Source organism: Helicobacter marmotae, assembly GCF_003364255.1.
In the GTDB taxonomy this organism is placed as follows: Bacteria; Campylobacterota; Campylobacteria; order Campylobacterales; family Helicobacteraceae; genus Helicobacter_C; species Helicobacter_C marmotae.
The window spans coordinates 1-15,619 of record NZ_NXLR01000020.1; the positions used below are offsets into that span (position 1 = coordinate 1).

Genomic DNA, 15,619 nt, shown 5'->3' on the forward strand with positions numbered 1-15,619 from the left:
CACTACGCAATCATATTCCCCCCCCCCCAGCTAATTGCCTACTTTGCTCTAAATGCGCACTTAGCCATTCCTGCCTTGCCTTAAAGTCAATATTTTGCTTTGCCTTAGCATTGATACACGCCCCGCACACGCCATTTTCGCAGAAGAGATTAGGGCGGTATTCTATAGGGAATCCGCAGATTTTACAGCCTTTGATTGTATTCATTTTTGCTCCTTTTGTGTTAAATTGAGTGTTTTAGCTTGGCTATATGTAAGCTTTGTGTGGAAAATATCTTTTAAAACGCATTTAGGGTTGGCTAAGATTCTGTGATTGGGGTAGCTCCCTACGACAATGCTATTGCTTGGCACATCACAATTAATAATAAAGCTATTAGCCCCAAAGATTACATTATCTCCAATGTCGCATTTGCCTATAATTTTTGCTCCTGCATAGAGTGCCACGCCTACGCCTAAGCTAGGGTAATAGATATGCCCGCCTCTTTCATCGCCTCCAATAGTGCAGTTTTGATATATGCTTAGGAAATTGCTATATTTTGCCCGCCCTAGCACGCTGCCTAGCGGGTGAGTGAAGATAAAAATATCAGGGAGAGAGATTTCATAAAATACATCAATGCTATGCAAAATTTTATTGAGATAGTAAATTTGTGTAGCGACTTTATCTTGCTTTGCTAGAGCGTAGGCACTTTGAAGGAAGCATAAAAACATCGCATATTTATCAGAATGATAAAAATCCTGCATACTTAAGCTACCATGTTGGAAGTATTTTTCTTCTATTGCGTGCGTGCAGAAGTGAAACTTAGCTAACGCAATATCTGTGATTTTCTCATCTAATAGAGGAGGCTCAAAGAATTGAGAAATTTGCTTGTGCAAATGCTTATGTAAAGAGGGGATAAGAGGAGCAAAAGTGTTGTGAGGAGTAGAGGTGTGCATTATGCCACCTCCATAAAGGAAGTTATAGAAGAATCTATGAGGGAAGTTATTTTATAATGTGGAGTATCCCCCAATTGAGCAGCATACCAGCAGAGATTTGTAGCCTTTTTGGGGCAGTATTTATACTGCTCCCCCCCCCCCAGCATATTTTCAGGGCTTTGAGTATTGGTGTGAAGATATACTTCACTGCTAGAAGATGTTTGGGAGTTATTGTCATTCTGAACCCCTGCAAGGGGTGAAGAATCTCTCTTAGCGACTAGTGACTTGGGTAGAGATTCTTCGGTTGGGCTACGCCCGCCCTCAGAATGACAAACTAATTTCCCCTGTAAGGTAGTTTTATCTTGTGGGTTGGACTTGTTGTCATTCTGAGGGGCTTCAGCCCCGAAGAATCTCTGTGGGCTTTCTAGTAGGTTTGAAAGAGATTCTTCGGTCGCACTTCGTGCTCCCTCAGAATGACAAACTTGGAGAATTTCTGGTGATTCCTCTAAAGAGTCTTTAGTAGATAAGAGCAATTCTTCGCCTCCACTACGCCTTCCCTCGTGATGACAAGTGGGGTCGGATTCTCTAGTTTGCCCTTGTATGTGTTTATTTTCGCCCTCTAGGGGTTCTTGCTCATAGTATTCTAAGGATTGCTTGCCTGCTTGTGTAGCTTTTAGAGAATTTGAGGGGTGAGCAAGAGTCTGCGATATTCCCCTCAAATTCTCTAAATCTGTGCAATGAGGTAACAAAACTGAATGCTCTTTTAAAAGTGGAGAATCACTAACAGAAAGCGTAAAAGTCCCTATACCTCGATTTTTCGGGTCTTTTTTGAGGTCAATATTGGGGCTAAAGGGCAGAATCTCAAAGGAGCTTACCTTGCCTTGGAGCATTTCTTTTATACTTTGTGTGCAATATGTGTTGTAATAGCCATTTATGCGCGCCTTTTTTGTGCCGGGCTCAAGGTGTGAGGGGCGAGTTCTATCACAAATGCTTGTATATAAATCTACATCAAATTCAGTATTAAATAGGCTTGAGGCAAAGAGCCGCCCCTTTGGCTTTAGCACTCTTGTGATTTGAGTAAAAATTTTTGCTATATCTTCTTTTGCTACCCAGCTTAGAGCTTGCCAGCAAAACACTAAATCAAAGCTATTGTCTAAAAAGGGGAGTTCCCTTAAATCTCCTAAGATAAACTCCATCCTCTCGCTAAAGGGTGCATTGATTGCTTTGGCTAAATCTAAGCCATCGGTGTTGTAATCAAGCAAGCTAAAGGTCGCATTGGGAAAAAAGGAGGCAAGATGATAGCTTAAAGTCCCTCCCCCGCACGCAAGGTCTGCGATTTTATATGGAGCATTTTTACTTAAAACTTTATCTTCTATCGCTTGAGTAAGCAAAGATTCTAAAGCCTTTTGTTGCTCGCTTTTGTGTATGGATTTACTAAAATAGGCTTGTGCTAATGCTTTATCAGCCCTCATACTCTCTAAATACATATCTGGCATTATTTCTCCTTGTTTTGATAGTATAACTTTAATTATATTTCCTAAATACAGGCTTTATGACTTCTCCTTGCAGATAAGCCCCAACCCCGCTTTTCAAAGCCTTTTTATAGACTTCTAGGCTTTTTGCCACTGCTTCTAGTGTAAGCTTAAGCTCCTTTTGCTTATGGGCATAGCTCATACTAATGCAGGGAAAGAGAATGTTTGATTTCATCATTTCTTGCAAAAAAAGCGTGCGAAAGGCAAGGCTAGATTCTCCCTTTTCATCAAAGGTAAGGATATAGGGCTGGCATTCTATACCTGTGGCTACAAAATGCTTCTCTATGGACAAATCTTTTGCTATTTGATTGATGCCTTGCACTAATTTTCTCCCATAATCCCAGAGATAATCTCCTATATTTTCTTCTTTTAAGATTCTATATGTTTCTACAAAAGCCCCCAAAGGCGACATCTCTGCGCCATGCGTAGTAGAGAGTAAAAATACCCTCTCACTCCCGCTAAATTCAATACTCCCCAAACTCATAATTTCTCTTTTACCCCCTATGGCTGCGACTGAAAAGCCATTTGCCATAGCTTTGCCAAAGGTGCATAAATCAGGCATTACTCCATAATAATGCTGCGCTCCTTTAATATGCCAACGAAAGCCTGTAATCATTTCATCTAAAATCATCACTGCCTTATGTTTATTACAAAGCTCCCTTACATTTTGTAAAAAATTATCTCTAGGGTGTTCTAAATTGGCTGGCTCTAAAATCACGCAGGCAATTTGATTAGGATAGTTTTGAAAAAGTGATTCTAAGGAGTGAATGTCATTATAGTTAAAAGTAAGGGTGTCATTTTGTATATGTTGAGGGATACCACGCCGCACTTCTGTGCTGCCAATAAACCAATCATCATAGCTAAAAAATGGGTGTTGCAAACACCGCGCGATGAGGTTTCTCCCTGTGTAAGCTCGAGAGAGCTTTACTGCAGCACTTGTCGCACTTGAGCCATTTTTGGTAAATTTCACCATATCTATGCTATCAATGGCGGAAATGAGCGTTTGCGCGGCTTCTAACTCTATGAGTGAGGGGCGGGTTAGGTTATTGCCATTTTTGATTTGTTTTATAGCAGCCGCATTCACTCTTTTATCCCCATAGCCTAGCACAACCGCCCTTAAAGCCATGCCATAGTCTAAAAATGCTTCCCCACTAGGGTCATATACATACGCGCCCTTGCCAGATTTAAGAATCTGCGGGGCATTACTGGGGTATTGGTCATACCCCCTTGAGTATGTATGAGCCCCTCCGGGAATGGCTTTTAGCAATGCGTCTTGGTAATTCATTTTTGCTCCTTGTGTTGAAGTTTGTGTTTATAATGTGTAGCTAGGGCTTGGATAATGATAAAATCATCTTCATCATCTATTTCAAAGCTCTTCCATTTAGGGACTTCAAAGCCTAAAGTGAGATGATGATAGAAGTTTTTATGTGCTAAAAGTGCGTGAGTTTGGCTGATATACACGCTGCCTTCAAAGAAATACACAGGTTTAATCTCTTGGCGTCTTATCGGGGCGAAGTTTGTGTTTTCATAAGGGCGGATAAAGCCTTTGTCTAAATGCACAAGGAATGCTGGGTTAGAGCCACAAGTGGCGCATATTCCTACTATGCTTTGAGCATCTTTATGTTTATGGAGCTGCTCTATAGCTCTATTTATATCTCCCCTCTCTCTTAGCGGGCTTGTAGGCTCTAAAAGCACCACATAATCAAATGCTTTGTTTAACACTTCTTTATAATAATTAATACAATGCTCTAATACTTCAAAGGTAGTGGTAGTATCTTTACTTAAAGAATCTGGTCTTATAAAAGGCACACTTGCCCCATAAGATAAAGCAATATCTGCATAAAGTGTAGAATCTGTACTCACTACTACTTCATCAATATAATCACAATCAAGGGCAGATTCTATACTCCATGCTAAAAGTGGCTTCCCACAAAGGGGTTTTATGTTTTTGTCTTTTAGTCCTTTACTTCCCATGCGTGCGGGGATAATGGCAATAAAGCTTTTTCCTTTATACATTATGCCACCTCTTGTGCGATATTGGGGATTTTTGCTAGAGGGGAAAAGAGCTTATTTTGCTTGTCATATTGAGTGGATATACAACTTGATATTCTCATAGGGGTAAAAAGTTTGTCATTTTTATCATATCTTTGCCCCTTTAGGGGTACAGAATTGCTTTTTGGATTTCTAGTAAATGTTGTTAGCTTGCCATATCTAGTGCGAAGCGAAGAATTGCTACTGGAATTACTAGTAAATGCTATTACTTTGTCATTCTGAGCTTGAGAATCAAGCGAAGAATCTCTCTTAGCGACTAGTGATTCCTTTAGAGATTCTTCGCTTCGCTCAGAATGACGAAGTAATTTCCCTTGCGGGTAGCAAAGTTTGTCATTCTGAGCCTGCATAGCAGGCGAAGAATCTCTGTCCGAATCACTAGTCGTGCTTTTTGGTGTTTTTGAAAGCAATTCTTCGCCCCTTATTGGGGGCTCGTGATGACAAAGTGGCAGATTTTCTAGCGATTCCTTTAAGGAGTTTTTAGTAGATAAGAGAGATTCTTCGCTTTCTTGCGAAAGCTCAGAATGACAAACTAACGGATTCGCTAGTAATTCTCTTTTTTCTTTTTCTATAAGGGGGAGGGGCTTGAATTGCGAAGTCGCTCCCTCCCCCTTATATATCCCCCACCCCGACGACGCTTTAAGAGGTGGCACTTCGTGCGATTTAATTTTATCGCAGTGAGAATATATCTCACTGCTGAAAGACGTTTGGGACTTGTTGTCATTCTGAGGCTTTGTAAAAGCCGAAGAATCTCTTTTAGCGACTAGTGATTCCTTTAGAGATTCTTCGCTTCGCTCAGAATGACGAAGTAATTTCCCTTGCGGGTAGCAAAGTTTGTCATTCTGAGCCTGCATAGCAGGCGAAGAATCTCTGTCCGAATCACTAGTCGTGCCTTTTGGTGTTTTTAAAAGCAATTCTTCGCCCTTTATTGAGGGCTCAGAATAAGAAAGTGGCTGCCTTTTTAGCGATTCGTTTAAAGAGTCTTTAGCGGATAAGAGAGATTCTTCGCTTTCTTGCGAAAGCTCAGAATGACAAACTAACGGAGTCGCTGGTAATTCTCTTTTTTCTTTTTTTATAAGGGGGAGGGGCTTGAATTGCGAAGTCGCTCCCTCCCCCTTATATATCCCCCACAAGGGCGACGCTTTAAGAGGTGGCACTTCGTGCGATTTAATTTTATCGCAGTGAGAATATATCCCACTGCTGAAAGACATTTGGGACTTGTTGTCATTCTGAGCGTAGCCTCTGCGAAGCGAAGAATCTCTGTGGGCGACTAGTGATTCGGGGAGAGATTCTCTAGCTAACTTGGAATAACAAACAAGATAAACAATGGAAAAAAGAGAAAGAGTGGAGTAGAGGGTTATAAAGTATTTACTATCCCCCCCCCCCGCTGCTTTTTAGGGCTTGGTCAATGGTAGAGAGTATGCGCATAGATTCTAAAGTGGGGCGGAAATCAAAATGATATTTCCCCTCTATAAAATCCACAAAATGCCCCATAGTCCGGGCAAATGCACTAAAATTATCACTCAAGGTAATATTATAGGAATGTTTATCTGTGATGATATTCATAAAGCATGGTTGGAATGGGGCTTGGCGGTTATTAAGCTGGATTATAAAGTCCTTGCAATCCAATAATACACTTATGCAGTACTCAAGCCTCATCACTTCAATATGCTGGGCTTTGAAGTCGCTAAGTCCAGCAATAGCATCAAGCAAATGGATAAAATACCTATCCCATGCACTCCCAATGCTTGCCTCAATGAAGCAAATTTTTTCACCATCTTCTCTAATGGCTTTACGGATAGTATCTAGCTCCCTTGCATAGCGCATACCCGAGCAGGACATAAGCTTAGCACTTTGCAAAAATGGTGTGAAATATGCTATATCTTCTTGGCTTAGGCTAAGAGGTTTGTCAATAAATACAAATTTGCCTTGCTCTAAAAATATTTTTGCAAATTCAAGGTGGTTTTGCCAATCATCGCGTGCTAAAATCACCGCATCAATAGGTGCGGAGGCAAGTTCGCTAAGGCTATGTGCAATATGTGGGATCTTACAAGCAGCTGCTAACTGAGTAGAGATTAATAAATCTTGAGTATAGCAATGAGTGATAGCGATATGCTCGCGGTTTAGAAAATCTATTTCATCGCATTTTAAAAGATAATTATAGATAACTTCCCAACCACTTTGTTTCATCGCAAGCTTGTCATAGCCATTAATAATGGCGCTAAATGAAAAGGGGTGTCCATTACCCTCACTTAAGCCTATCACGCCTAATTTAATCATATTTGCCATTTTGCTCCTCCTTTTATTTGTTTCGTCGCTGTGGGGTTTGCACTTACCACTCTCTCCAGCCGCCATCAACGCAAATATTTTGTGCGGTAATAAATTTGCCTAAATCACTTGCAAGCAAAGCCACGGCACCCTTTAAATCATCTGGAGTGCCAATGCGATTAAGCATAGCTTTACTAGAGAGATTGCTCATAAACTCCATATCATCATTGGTAAATCCATAAGGAAAGGCACCCGGGCTAATGCTATTTACCCTTATGCCTTGCGGGCTAAGGAAGCTTGCTAGGTATTTGCTAAATTGTATAACGCCCGCTTTTGCCGCCCCATAGCTAGGGGGGTTGGTATAGCTTTCTTTATTGTAGATTCTATAATCAGGGGCGATATGCCCATACATTGAAGCGATAGTAACAATGCAGCCCTTGCTTTGCTTTAAGAGTGGGATAAAGGCTTTTATCAGGTAGAAAACGCCATTTAAGCAGTGCTCCATATCAAAAAGCCAATCATCTTTGTCTATACTCTCTAGGGTGTTCTTTTTCCTCTGGGCGGCATTGCTAATAAGAATATCAAGCTTGCCATACTCGCGCTCTATTTTTTCACATAGGGCGTTTATGCTTTGGGTATCTGTAATATCTACCATTTCACCGCTTGCTTTGACTTGAAATTTTTGTGCTATTTCTTTGGCTTTGTTTTCACATTTTGCCTTATCACGGCTTGCCAAAATGACACAAGCCCCAAGCTCAGCTAATGTCTCGCTTATCGCCATTCCTATATACCCCCCCCCGCTGTAATCAGGGCGATTTTGCCATCTAGGTTTGCTAATTCTTTGAGTGTTTTCATCAAGTATCCTTTCGAGTTTTTCATTTCCTTTGCCAAGAAGCCATTGCACTCCCTCTAAATCCGGAAATAGCGGGACTTTATATTTAATCCAATAAAATCCCCCGCCTTGGTCATTACTATCTATCTCTAAGAGATAATCTGTCATCTCAAAGCAAATATCTGGCTCTAAAGTCGCATTTGGGCTCATTTCAGAGCGCACAGGACCCGGGGAGAGGAGATTAAGCTTAATATTTGTGCCTATGAGTTCTTTAGCTAAGGTTACGCTTAGGGTATTTAGCAATGCTTTTGAAGCGCTATAAATGCCAAAATGTGGGGCGCAATTGAGTGGTGCGCCACTTGTGAGATTGATAATACGTCCAAAATTTTGCTCCCTCATCGCGTGAAGAAAATGTGTGATAATCACAAATGGAGCTTTGGCATTAACATTAAGTGCATAGTCTAAATCCTGCATATTGAGGCTATCAAGCCCATATTGAGGGGTATTTACCCCCGCGCAATTAATGATATATGAGGGGTTTATGCACTCTTGGCTAAGGGAGGTGCATATTTGCTTTAAGTGCTCTAGGTTATTGAGATCAGATTCTATAATCTTTATATCAGGGAGATTTTTAAAATCTTTTTGCATAACGTGTTTGCGTCTTGCGAGTGCGATGATAGAAAATCTTGGAGCAAGATAATGCACTAAAGCCCTGCCCACGCCGCTGCTTGCACCCGTGATTAAAAGATAGGGCTTCATTCTAGCCCCCTTTCTGGATAACCTAAACTCAGTAAATGCTCGATTAAAACAAATTCAAAAAGTGTGTCAATATCAAGGCATTCATAGGGTGTGATATAAGGATATGTTTTCCCTAAAAATGCGCCTTTGGCAAGCGGCTCTTTTTGCAAAATGGCATTGCTAAAGCCATAGAGTATCCCATCACATTGATAGGCTTTAGGCTGGCTTTGGCGGGGTTTATGTGCTTCTGAGCCCTCTATAAGGGGAGTGATGATATTTTGCTTAATTTCAAATAGTCTTCCCGGAGAGATATTTGAAGCCACAAGCGTGGCAATGCTATCATACTCTCCACTTTTTAGAATCTCTATGCACTTTTGTATATCACTTTTGCGTCGCAGGGGTGAAGTGGCTTCAAGGATATAGATATGCTCTATCTCCTCTCCCAAATCCTCTAAAACTTGCACTACATGACGGATAGCATCCATAGCTAGGGCGGTATCGGTAGCTAGCTCTGCTGGTCTATCAATAACCTCTGCTCCATATTCTAAACTCACGTGTTTAATGTCTGCATTATCAGTTGAAACGATGATTTTATCAAAGGCGGGGATAGACTTAATAAAATCAATAGTATGGGCTATGAGTGGCTTATTACACATAGGTTTGATATTTTTATTTTTAATACCTTTACTTCCTCCGCGTGCGGGGATAATGGCGAGATTCTCTATCATGCAATACTCCTTTTTGCTTGGATTTCTTGGGTTGGAAGCCACTTTGTCATTCTGGTGTATAGGGATGAATTTTTGTAGGCTTCATTAGAAAGTTTGTTATGTCTTACTTGTGAAGCAAGCGAAAAATTGCTTTTGAGCCCTAGTAATTCGCTTAGAGATTCTTCGCTTTCTTGCGAAAGCTCAGAATGACAATAGGGCAGATTTTCTAGCGATTCCTTTGAAAAGTCTCTAGTAGATAAGAGAGATTCTTCGGTCGCACTTCGTGCTCCCTCAGAATGACAAACTAACTTCCCTTGTGAGGTAATTTTGTCTTGTGGGTTGGACTTGTTGTCATTCTGAGGCTTTGTAAAAGCCGAAGAATCTCTGTGGGCGACTAGTAATTCGGGGAGAGATTCTCTAGCTAACTTAGAATAACAAACAAGATAAACAATGGAAAAAAGAGAAAGAGTGGAGTAGAGGGTTATAAAGTATTTACTATCCCCCCCCCCGCTGCTTTTTACGCTATTTGCACGCTCAAGCATAAATTCCACAAAGGCAAAATCAAGCGGGGTGTCAATATCTACACTTCGCTCTTCTGGCATAATAAAGAGTCCGGTATTTTGCACAAATACGCTATCGCATTGGAGTAAAACATCGCGTTTCCAAATATAAATACTCGCATTCATATCATAGCATTTTGGGCTATCTTGGCGGCGTAAAATGGGCGTTTTAGGCTTTTTACTTAAATCTACTCTTTTTGTGCCATTGTCTTCAAAAACTTCGATTAAGTTAAAATATGGGCTTTTGCGTGCGGGGGCTGCGGTAATAAGAATGTCATTATCATCTCTTACAAACTGCTCATAAGCTTGTGTAATATCACTCACTAGACGTAATGGGCTTGTCGCATCAAGATCAAAGATTACATCAAAATGCGTTTTATAATGTGCCTCACTTCTAAGAAGCGCGTCTCTAATAGCTGGGAGCTTTCCTGAATCATCACTTGCCAATGCACTATCTCGTAAGAAAAAGACTTCTGCTCCGTATTCCTGCCCGACTTTTGCAATTTCTTGTGAATCTGTGCTTAGAACTATATGTGAGAAAAGGCGGGATTGCAGGGCTTGAATGATTGTATAGGCAAGGAGTGGTTTGCCTGCAATGGGGGTGATATTTTTATTTTTAACGCCCTTACTTCCGCCACGTGCGCCAATAACGCAGAGAATATTTTGTGTGAGTTTCATATTTTTAATCCTTGAGAGAGTTTGCATAAGTGTTGAATCTAAACTAGGGAGGACTTTATCTGTAAGCTTTAAGTCGAGCAAATCTTGTGAAATGCGCTTCCTAGCAAAGCTTGGATGGGAGAGGATATTTTGGTGCATAAGGGCAAAAAGCTCATTGCGAGAGAAGTGAAATGTTTGTGTAAGGCAGTGATCTTTTGTGTAGATTTTTAAAGTATTGCTAATAAGGTCGCATTCAAAGCTTGAGTGGGGGGTATGGATATACATTATTCTTCTAGGATTTTTACTGAAATAATCGCAGGTAAGGTTGAGGAGGACATTTTGCTTGGTTTGAGCGATAAAGCTTAGTGTGTCATCACTTGAGATTTCAAGCTCTGAGATTTTACCATTAAAGCCTTTAATGCTATGGCTTATAATATCTCCAAAGAGCCATTGGGCATAATCAAGCTCATGACTTAAATCAAGTAGCACTCCGCCCCCTTGCTTGGCATGGGCACTATAAATATTACGATAATTCACGCCTTGTCGCCATGAGGGGAGATAAGAGCCACAAGTAATTTGCACAAAGTAGGGCTTTTCTTGGGCGAGTTTTTCTTTTATATGCCAAAAAATGGGGTGAAATCTCAGACAAAAGCCTACGAAAATCGTGTTTTTACCGCTTGCTTGAAAGTGATAGTCTTGCTCAAAAAGCGGCTTTTCTACAAAAATGATTTTGTTTTCACAAAGTGTATCGAGCATTCTTAGGTGCTCGAAATGTTTATGCGTGGGGGAAGCGATGATATAGTAATCAAAAGCATTGATTTGGGGAAGCTCTTGCAGAGAGGCATAGGCGTGTGGGAGGGGCTGGTGGCTAATGAGAGTGATTTGGGCATTAAAGTAAGTCTCTAGCACTTCCACATGACGTTTGCCAATAGAGCCATAACCCACCACAAGCACCTTAAGCGACATTTAAGCGACCTTTGCCAAAGTGTGGGAATTTAGCAGGCTTTGGAAATTTGGGAGACTTGGGAGGTTTAGATGGAAAGAGGGGAAATATGGGGATATTAGTTTGTGTTCTGCCCCCCCCCCCGTTAGCCTATTTGCTAAAAGAGTGGCTATATCAAAATCAAGTGCGCTATCAATATCGCTTGAGTAGATATTTTCTATTTTATAGGCAATGCTTTTAGGAGTAAAGAAAGTTTGATATGTGAGGAGGACTTCGGTCTTAGCGATAAAAAGCACGCCATTTAGGCGGTAAAATTGAGGCAAGTCTTGTGAGCGGACATTGAGAATAGAATCTGCTAAAAAATGGCTCATATCCTCATCTTCTCCTAAAGTATTGCACCAAAGCGGAGAATGCTCACAAGGCGAGATAGAAATAAGAGAATCTTTATTGCAAGATAGGATTTTCTCACATGCTTCTTTGATATGCCAACTCTGACGTAATGGGCTGGTGGGTTGGAGAAGCACCACATAATCAAATGCTTTGTTTAATACTTCTTTATAATAATGAATACAATGCTCTAATACTTCAAAGGTAGTGGTAGTATCTTTACTTAAAGAATCTGGTCTTATAAAAGGCACACTTGCCCCATAAGATAAAGCAATATCTGCATAAAGTGTAGAATCTGTACTCACTACTACTTCATCAATATAATCACAATCAAGGGCAGATTCTATACTCCATGCTAAAAGTGGCTTCCCACAAAGGGGTTTTATGTTTTTGTCTTTTAGTCTCTTGGAGCCACTTCGTGCAGGGATAATAGCAAGAAAAGAGGGAGAATGTGCCACTGATAAATCCTTTGCCTAAATAAAGCTCGCATTCTAGCATAAGAAAATTAGTTTTTTCTTTGCTTTTATGCTTTTATCAATGAAGGGCTTTGAAATTTTGGCTGTAGCTATCACTAAAGCTTTCAAATGCTCCTAAAATGCTATCCTCTGCTTTTTGTATTAAAAGGGCGTAGGTGTAAAACTTTGGGGGTAGAGTGGTGGTGAAAGTATCAGTAGCATTGTCTTTGCGCCATAAAAAGAAGCGTGATTCTAGTATGGTTATATTTCTACTTTGAAGTATGTAAAGCAAGGCTTGGGTGTTGGTAAAAAAGTTGGGGTGATTATTGTTTCTTGCTCCAATCTCAGCTACCATTGCCATTTCATCACTTTCTAAATAGGTATCATTTTTGCCTGTTATAAGCGCTACTCCGCCAATTTTTAGGACGCGCAAAATTTCGCTTAAGGTAAGCGCTTGATTGCACGCATCAAATACACCATAGCAAAATACACCGCTAAAAGTATTATCTCTAAAAGGAATGCACTCATTAGCTTTGAGTTTCTTTACTCTTTGTTTTGGGATTTGGGGATAGCTTGTGAGTGTAGCTTGAATGCAAGCATTTGCAATATCACAACCATAATATTTTACTCCTAGCGTTTCAAAATAAGGATAAGCCCTGCCAAATCCACAACCATAATCAAGTACTGCTCCCTTAGGAGTGTTTAAATGGCTATTAAGCCAATAAATATAGCGCTCCATTATGGCATCATCTGGCATTTTATCAAGCGCCCCATCGCCGCAAACATTTGCCTCTTTAACGCGTTTTTGCCAATATTTAATGTAAGTTTCCCAATAAGCGCTTTTGTTCATATTGCCTCCTTATGCGTCATTAAGCGTGGTCTTAATACTTGTGTTTGAATGTATATCAAAGACTATCACTTCTGTTAGCCCGGCTTTGGTGTTGCTTGCTACGCCTATTTTCTCTAAGGCTTGTGGGGGGATGGTATTTCTATCAAAAGTATATGTCCAATGATAGGGGGCATAGAAGTCAAAATTATCATTAAAATACTGCCCTTGCGTGGTCTTAAGTGCGAGGTAGGGCTGGGGACCAAAGATATGCTCATTGCTCTTTACGTGGAGTTTATGGGTGCTAAAATCATATTCTAGTGACAAATCAAGTGGATTCTTTGCTAGTTTGAGTGCGGCTCGCATCGCCGCATCGGCTTTAGCGTATGCAAATGGGATTTGATAGGTTTTATGGGCTTTGTGTATATACTCTCGCAATAAGGCGATTTCAAAGCTCATATCTCTATAATCGTGGCAATTAAACGCTAGGATTACATCTTCTTGGAGTGTTAGGGCTCTTTTAAATGCGTCATTGACATCTTCTTGTGTGATAGAACGTAATCTTGCATACATATTGAGACATCGCGCAATGTAACGTCTGCAATTGCCCTTACTTTGATAATCATCATGATGTGGGTGGTAGATTTCCCATTCTTTTGTCGCCCTACGCCAATCCCCAAAGCGCCCATCGCTGCAATCGGGTTGATTGGTATCTCTGCCTTTGGTAGATTGATTAGCATAATCAAAGGGTATCCATTGCTCTAGGAAAAAATGGCTATCAGGACGCTCTGTGTGGAATCCGGGGCGAAATGTAGAGGGGAAGAAATGCCTATCGATAATTTTTCTTGCGAGAATCTCTGTGATTTTACCACCCCAAAAGCTTACTCCGCTTGCGTGATAATCTCCACTAAAGGCAATAGGGTGGTAATGAAAGCTGATATGGTCATAATCAGTAATGGCTTGTATAGATTGATAATGGTCAAAAATATTATGATACCCTGCGTCTCTGCGGCGCGGATTATAGCCGCTAAAGCCTACATGATCTATGCAAAACCAATTATAAACCCAGCCATTGCCAAAGCTATCAGGGAGTATATGGCGAAATTCTTGTGAAGTGATGACTTCAAGCATGGAATCAATTTCATTCCAAGTGGGGTGTGAGAAAATAAGATGAGGGTCAAGAAATGTGGTAATGGCTTCTTTTATTTGTGGGGAGAGATTGAGTTTATGCCCCCCCCCCAGTAAAAATACTATCTATGTATGAGCTAAAATCGCCTTGAGAGAGTGCGTGGATTTGCTCTTTGGATTCTACTTTGATTCCAAATGTAGAGTTTAAAAGCTCGCAAATAGCTTGCGTGCTTTGATAGAGCGGTCCCTCAGTATCAATACAATGCACAATATATACAACTGGGCTATTCATTTGGCTAACTCCTTAAAGAGAGTGGATTAAAACTAGAGATTATAGTGGGCAAAAATAAATATCTCCATATAAGCTAATATTTATGCTCTATTTTGCCCTTTTATTGCTTGTTTGCAAGTGATGCAAGCTCTTGCTGGATGGTGTTCGCGGGAGGGCGCGCAGGCGAAGAATTGCTTTTTGAGTCTCTAGTGATTCCCTTAGCAATTCTTCAGCTCAGCTCTCGCAAGACTAAAGACATGACAAAATAACTTCTTGTAAAGGGAAGTGGGTTTATCATATATCTAGAGCTTTCGTAAGAAAGCAAAAGAATTGCTATTGGCATTTTCGCTTGGGATTTTAGCCTTGAATTGCAAGGAGCGATGATTGGCACGATAGGACGGGGAGAAATGACTAAGCTCCATTTATTTTAATTTTACTACTCTCTTTTTTGTAAAAGCTTTGTAGGAATGAGGCAAAAAATGGAGGGGACAAAAATATTGATTTGGGCTATTTGTAGGAGTTTATATAAGCTCTCATTAATTTTAATCGCTCTCCCATAAGCTCCCCGTGAGAGAGCGTAAAGGGGAGGGGAGGGTGTTATTTTACTTCAAAATGCACGGGATTTGGGACTATGGTTTTAAAATTAGGTAAATCACGGCTTGCTTCAGTGCGTGAATTATAAGGTCCAATAAGATATTTCGTAGTTGGTTGCCCATTTGAAGTGCCTGCATAAACACGATAGCTATAGTTGTTAATTTGTTTGAGGAATTCCGCACTTGGCTTATTCGCAAAAGAACCTACCTGCACATAGAATCCCTTTTCTGCTACTTGTCCATTCTTTGAGGTGTCCATGCGAGGTGTAGAGACATCTTCAAAAATATTTGCGATATTTGAAGTTTGGGCAGGTTGTGTCGCTGGTTTGCTTGGAGTGGTTACTTTAGATGTGCTAGCAGGCTGTTGGGCTGGCTTTGTGGGCTCTTTTGGCACGCTTGGGGTTGTAGGCTGTGTATTTTGGGCTACTTGTGTATTGGCTTGTTGCTCGCGACTACGAATATCATCGAGGATTTGTTGGAATGGATCGACTTCCTCAGGTGCGTTATTGATAGGAACATTGACAAAACTATTTTGAGATTCTATAGGAGTTAAGCCATTGTTATTGGCTCTTTCCCTCTCGCTTAGCTCTTCTTCATCTCGAGTGATTACAAATACTACAGCAATGAGGATGCACAAAAAGATTAATGCCATTGCAATCATCATCATAAGTTTTTTGGTTCTATTTTGTTTTTGTAAGTCATCGTCATTAATCAAAATGTCATTGAGTTCTCGTTTTGTTTCCATTTTCACTCCTTTAGTTAAA

Annotated in this window: 14 protein-coding genes and 2 pseudogenes; all 16 read right to left on the bottom strand. The window is 40.6% G+C overall.

What is annotated here, in order from left to right; all coding sequences use genetic code 11:
• Positions 1-10 precede the first annotated feature (10 nt).
• Positions 11-205 carry a hypothetical protein gene (locus CQA63_RS08215; protein ID WP_104699990.1) on the bottom strand — a complete coding sequence of 65 codons (195 nt, stop codon included), beginning with the start codon at positions 203-205 and terminating at the stop codon, positions 11-13.
• Entirely contained in the window at positions 202-930 is a 729-nt protein-coding gene (locus CQA63_RS08220) for an LbetaH domain-containing protein (RefSeq protein WP_199770696.1), read from the bottom strand. The genes CQA63_RS08215 and CQA63_RS08220 overlap by 4 nt, the downstream gene beginning before the upstream one ends.
• A complete protein-coding gene (locus CQA63_RS08225) occupies positions 930-2,405 on the bottom strand; it encodes a class I SAM-dependent methyltransferase (protein ID WP_115511862.1) in 1,476 nt (491 codons plus the stop codon). The genes CQA63_RS08220 and CQA63_RS08225 overlap by 1 nt, the downstream gene beginning before the upstream one ends.
• Positions 2,406-2,433: 28 nt before the next feature.
• Positions 2,434-3,726, bottom strand: coding sequence for a glutamate-1-semialdehyde 2,1-aminomutase (locus CQA63_RS08230; protein ID WP_104699992.1), 1,293 nt, complete (start codon positions 3,724-3,726; stop codon positions 2,434-2,436).
• Complete coding sequence (locus tag CQA63_RS08235; protein ID WP_104699993.1) at positions 3,723-4,457, bottom strand: acylneuraminate cytidylyltransferase family protein; 735 nt, start codon at positions 4,455-4,457, stop codon at positions 3,723-3,725. Before CQA63_RS08235 ends, CQA63_RS08230 begins: the two co-directional genes overlap by 4 nt.
• The gene (locus CQA63_RS08240) at positions 4,457-5,701 is read right to left on the bottom strand and encodes a hypothetical protein (RefSeq protein WP_115511863.1); all 1,245 of its coding nucleotides are present in this window, start codon (positions 5,699-5,701) and stop codon (positions 4,457-4,459) included. The genes CQA63_RS08235 and CQA63_RS08240 overlap by 1 nt, the downstream gene beginning before the upstream one ends.
• 160 nt (positions 5,702-5,861) lie before the next feature.
• Positions 5,862-6,779, bottom strand: a complete 918-nt coding sequence (locus CQA63_RS08245) for a Gfo/Idh/MocA family oxidoreductase (protein ID WP_233706658.1) — start codon at positions 6,777-6,779, stop codon at positions 5,862-5,864.
• A gap of 43 nt (positions 6,780-6,822) precedes the next feature.
• Positions 6,823-8,349: an SDR family oxidoreductase gene (locus tag CQA63_RS10085; protein ID WP_199770714.1), complete on the bottom strand. Its 1,527-nt coding sequence runs from the start codon at positions 8,347-8,349 to the stop codon at positions 6,823-6,825.
• Complete coding sequence (locus tag CQA63_RS08260) at positions 8,346-9,056, bottom strand: acylneuraminate cytidylyltransferase family protein (RefSeq protein WP_104700480.1); 711 nt, start codon at positions 9,054-9,056, stop codon at positions 8,346-8,348. Before CQA63_RS08260 ends, CQA63_RS10085 begins: the two co-directional genes overlap by 4 nt.
• Positions 9,057-9,559: 503 nt before the next feature.
• Positions 9,560-10,273 (bottom strand): annotated as a pseudogene (locus CQA63_RS10245) (acylneuraminate cytidylyltransferase family protein); the annotation flags it as partial.
• 279 nt (positions 10,274-10,552) lie between these two features.
• Positions 10,553-11,218 (bottom strand): annotated as a pseudogene (locus CQA63_RS10595) (Gfo/Idh/MocA family protein); the annotation flags it as partial.
• The gene (locus CQA63_RS08270) at positions 11,219-12,040 is read right to left on the bottom strand and encodes an acylneuraminate cytidylyltransferase family protein (protein WP_104700482.1); all 822 of its coding nucleotides are present in this window, start codon (positions 12,038-12,040) and stop codon (positions 11,219-11,221) included. It abuts the pseudogene before it with no gap.
• Between the two features lie 76 nt (positions 12,041-12,116).
• Positions 12,117-12,887, bottom strand: a complete 771-nt coding sequence (locus tag CQA63_RS08275) for a class I SAM-dependent methyltransferase (protein WP_104700483.1) — start codon at positions 12,885-12,887, stop codon at positions 12,117-12,119.
• 9 nt (positions 12,888-12,896) lie between these two features.
• Positions 12,897-13,994: a hypothetical protein gene (locus CQA63_RS08280; RefSeq protein ID WP_233706659.1), complete on the bottom strand. Its 1,098-nt coding sequence runs from the start codon at positions 13,992-13,994 to the stop codon at positions 12,897-12,899.
• A 94-nt stretch (positions 13,995-14,088) separates the two neighbouring features.
• Positions 14,089-14,283: a hypothetical protein gene (locus CQA63_RS10255; RefSeq protein WP_233706660.1), complete on the bottom strand. Its 195-nt coding sequence runs from the start codon at positions 14,281-14,283 to the stop codon at positions 14,089-14,091.
• A gap of 576 nt (positions 14,284-14,859) precedes the next feature.
• A complete protein-coding gene (locus CQA63_RS08285; protein ID WP_115511865.1) occupies positions 14,860-15,600 on the bottom strand; it encodes an SPOR domain-containing protein in 741 nt (246 codons plus the stop codon).
• Between the last annotated feature and the right edge of the window lie 19 nt (positions 15,601-15,619).

What these genes read in the sequence shown, in the direction of transcription:
- CQA63_RS08285 (WP_115511865.1), bottom strand. Translation starts at nt 15,600, where the DNA reads ATGGAAACAAAACGAGAACTCAATGACATTTTGATTAATGACGATGAC.
- CQA63_RS08275 (WP_104700483.1), bottom strand. Translation starts at nt 12,887, where the DNA reads ATGAACAAAAGCGCTTATTGGGAAACTTACATTAAATATTGGCAAAAA.
- CQA63_RS08215 (WP_104699990.1), bottom strand. Translation starts at nt 205, where the DNA reads ATGAATACAATCAAAGGCTGTAAAATCTGCGGATTCCCTATAGAATAC.
- CQA63_RS08245 (WP_233706658.1), bottom strand. Translation starts at nt 6,779, where the DNA reads ATGGCAAATATGATTAAATTAGGCGTGATAGGCTTAAGTGAGGGTAAT.
- CQA63_RS08225 (WP_115511862.1), bottom strand. Translation starts at nt 2,405, where the DNA reads ATGCCAGATATGTATTTAGAGAGTATGAGGGCTGATAAAGCATTAGCA.
- CQA63_RS08235 (WP_104699993.1), bottom strand. Translation starts at nt 4,457, where the DNA reads ATGTATAAAGGAAAAAGCTTTATTGCCATTATCCCCGCACGCATGGGA.
- CQA63_RS08230 (WP_104699992.1), bottom strand. Translation starts at nt 3,726, where the DNA reads ATGAATTACCAAGACGCATTGCTAAAAGCCATTCCCGGAGGGGCTCAT.
- CQA63_RS08240 (WP_115511863.1), bottom strand. Translation starts at nt 5,701, where the DNA reads ATGTCTTTCAGCAGTGGGATATATTCTCACTGCGATAAAATTAAATCG.
- CQA63_RS08260 (WP_104700480.1), bottom strand. Translation starts at nt 9,056, where the DNA reads ATGATAGAGAATCTCGCCATTATCCCCGCACGCGGAGGAAGTAAAGGT.
- CQA63_RS08220 (WP_199770696.1), bottom strand. Translation starts at nt 930, where the DNA reads ATGCACACCTCTACTCCTCACAACACTTTTGCTCCTCTTATCCCCTCT.
- CQA63_RS10085 (WP_199770714.1), bottom strand. Translation starts at nt 8,349, where the DNA reads ATGAAGCCCTATCTTTTAATCACGGGTGCAAGCAGCGGCGTGGGCAGG.
- CQA63_RS10255 (WP_233706660.1), bottom strand. Translation starts at nt 14,283, where the DNA reads ATGAATAGCCCAGTTGTATATATTGTGCATTGTATTGATACTGAGGGA.
- CQA63_RS08280 (WP_233706659.1), bottom strand. Translation starts at nt 13,994, where the DNA reads ATGCTTGAAGTCATCACTTCACAAGAATTTCGCCATATACTCCCTGAT.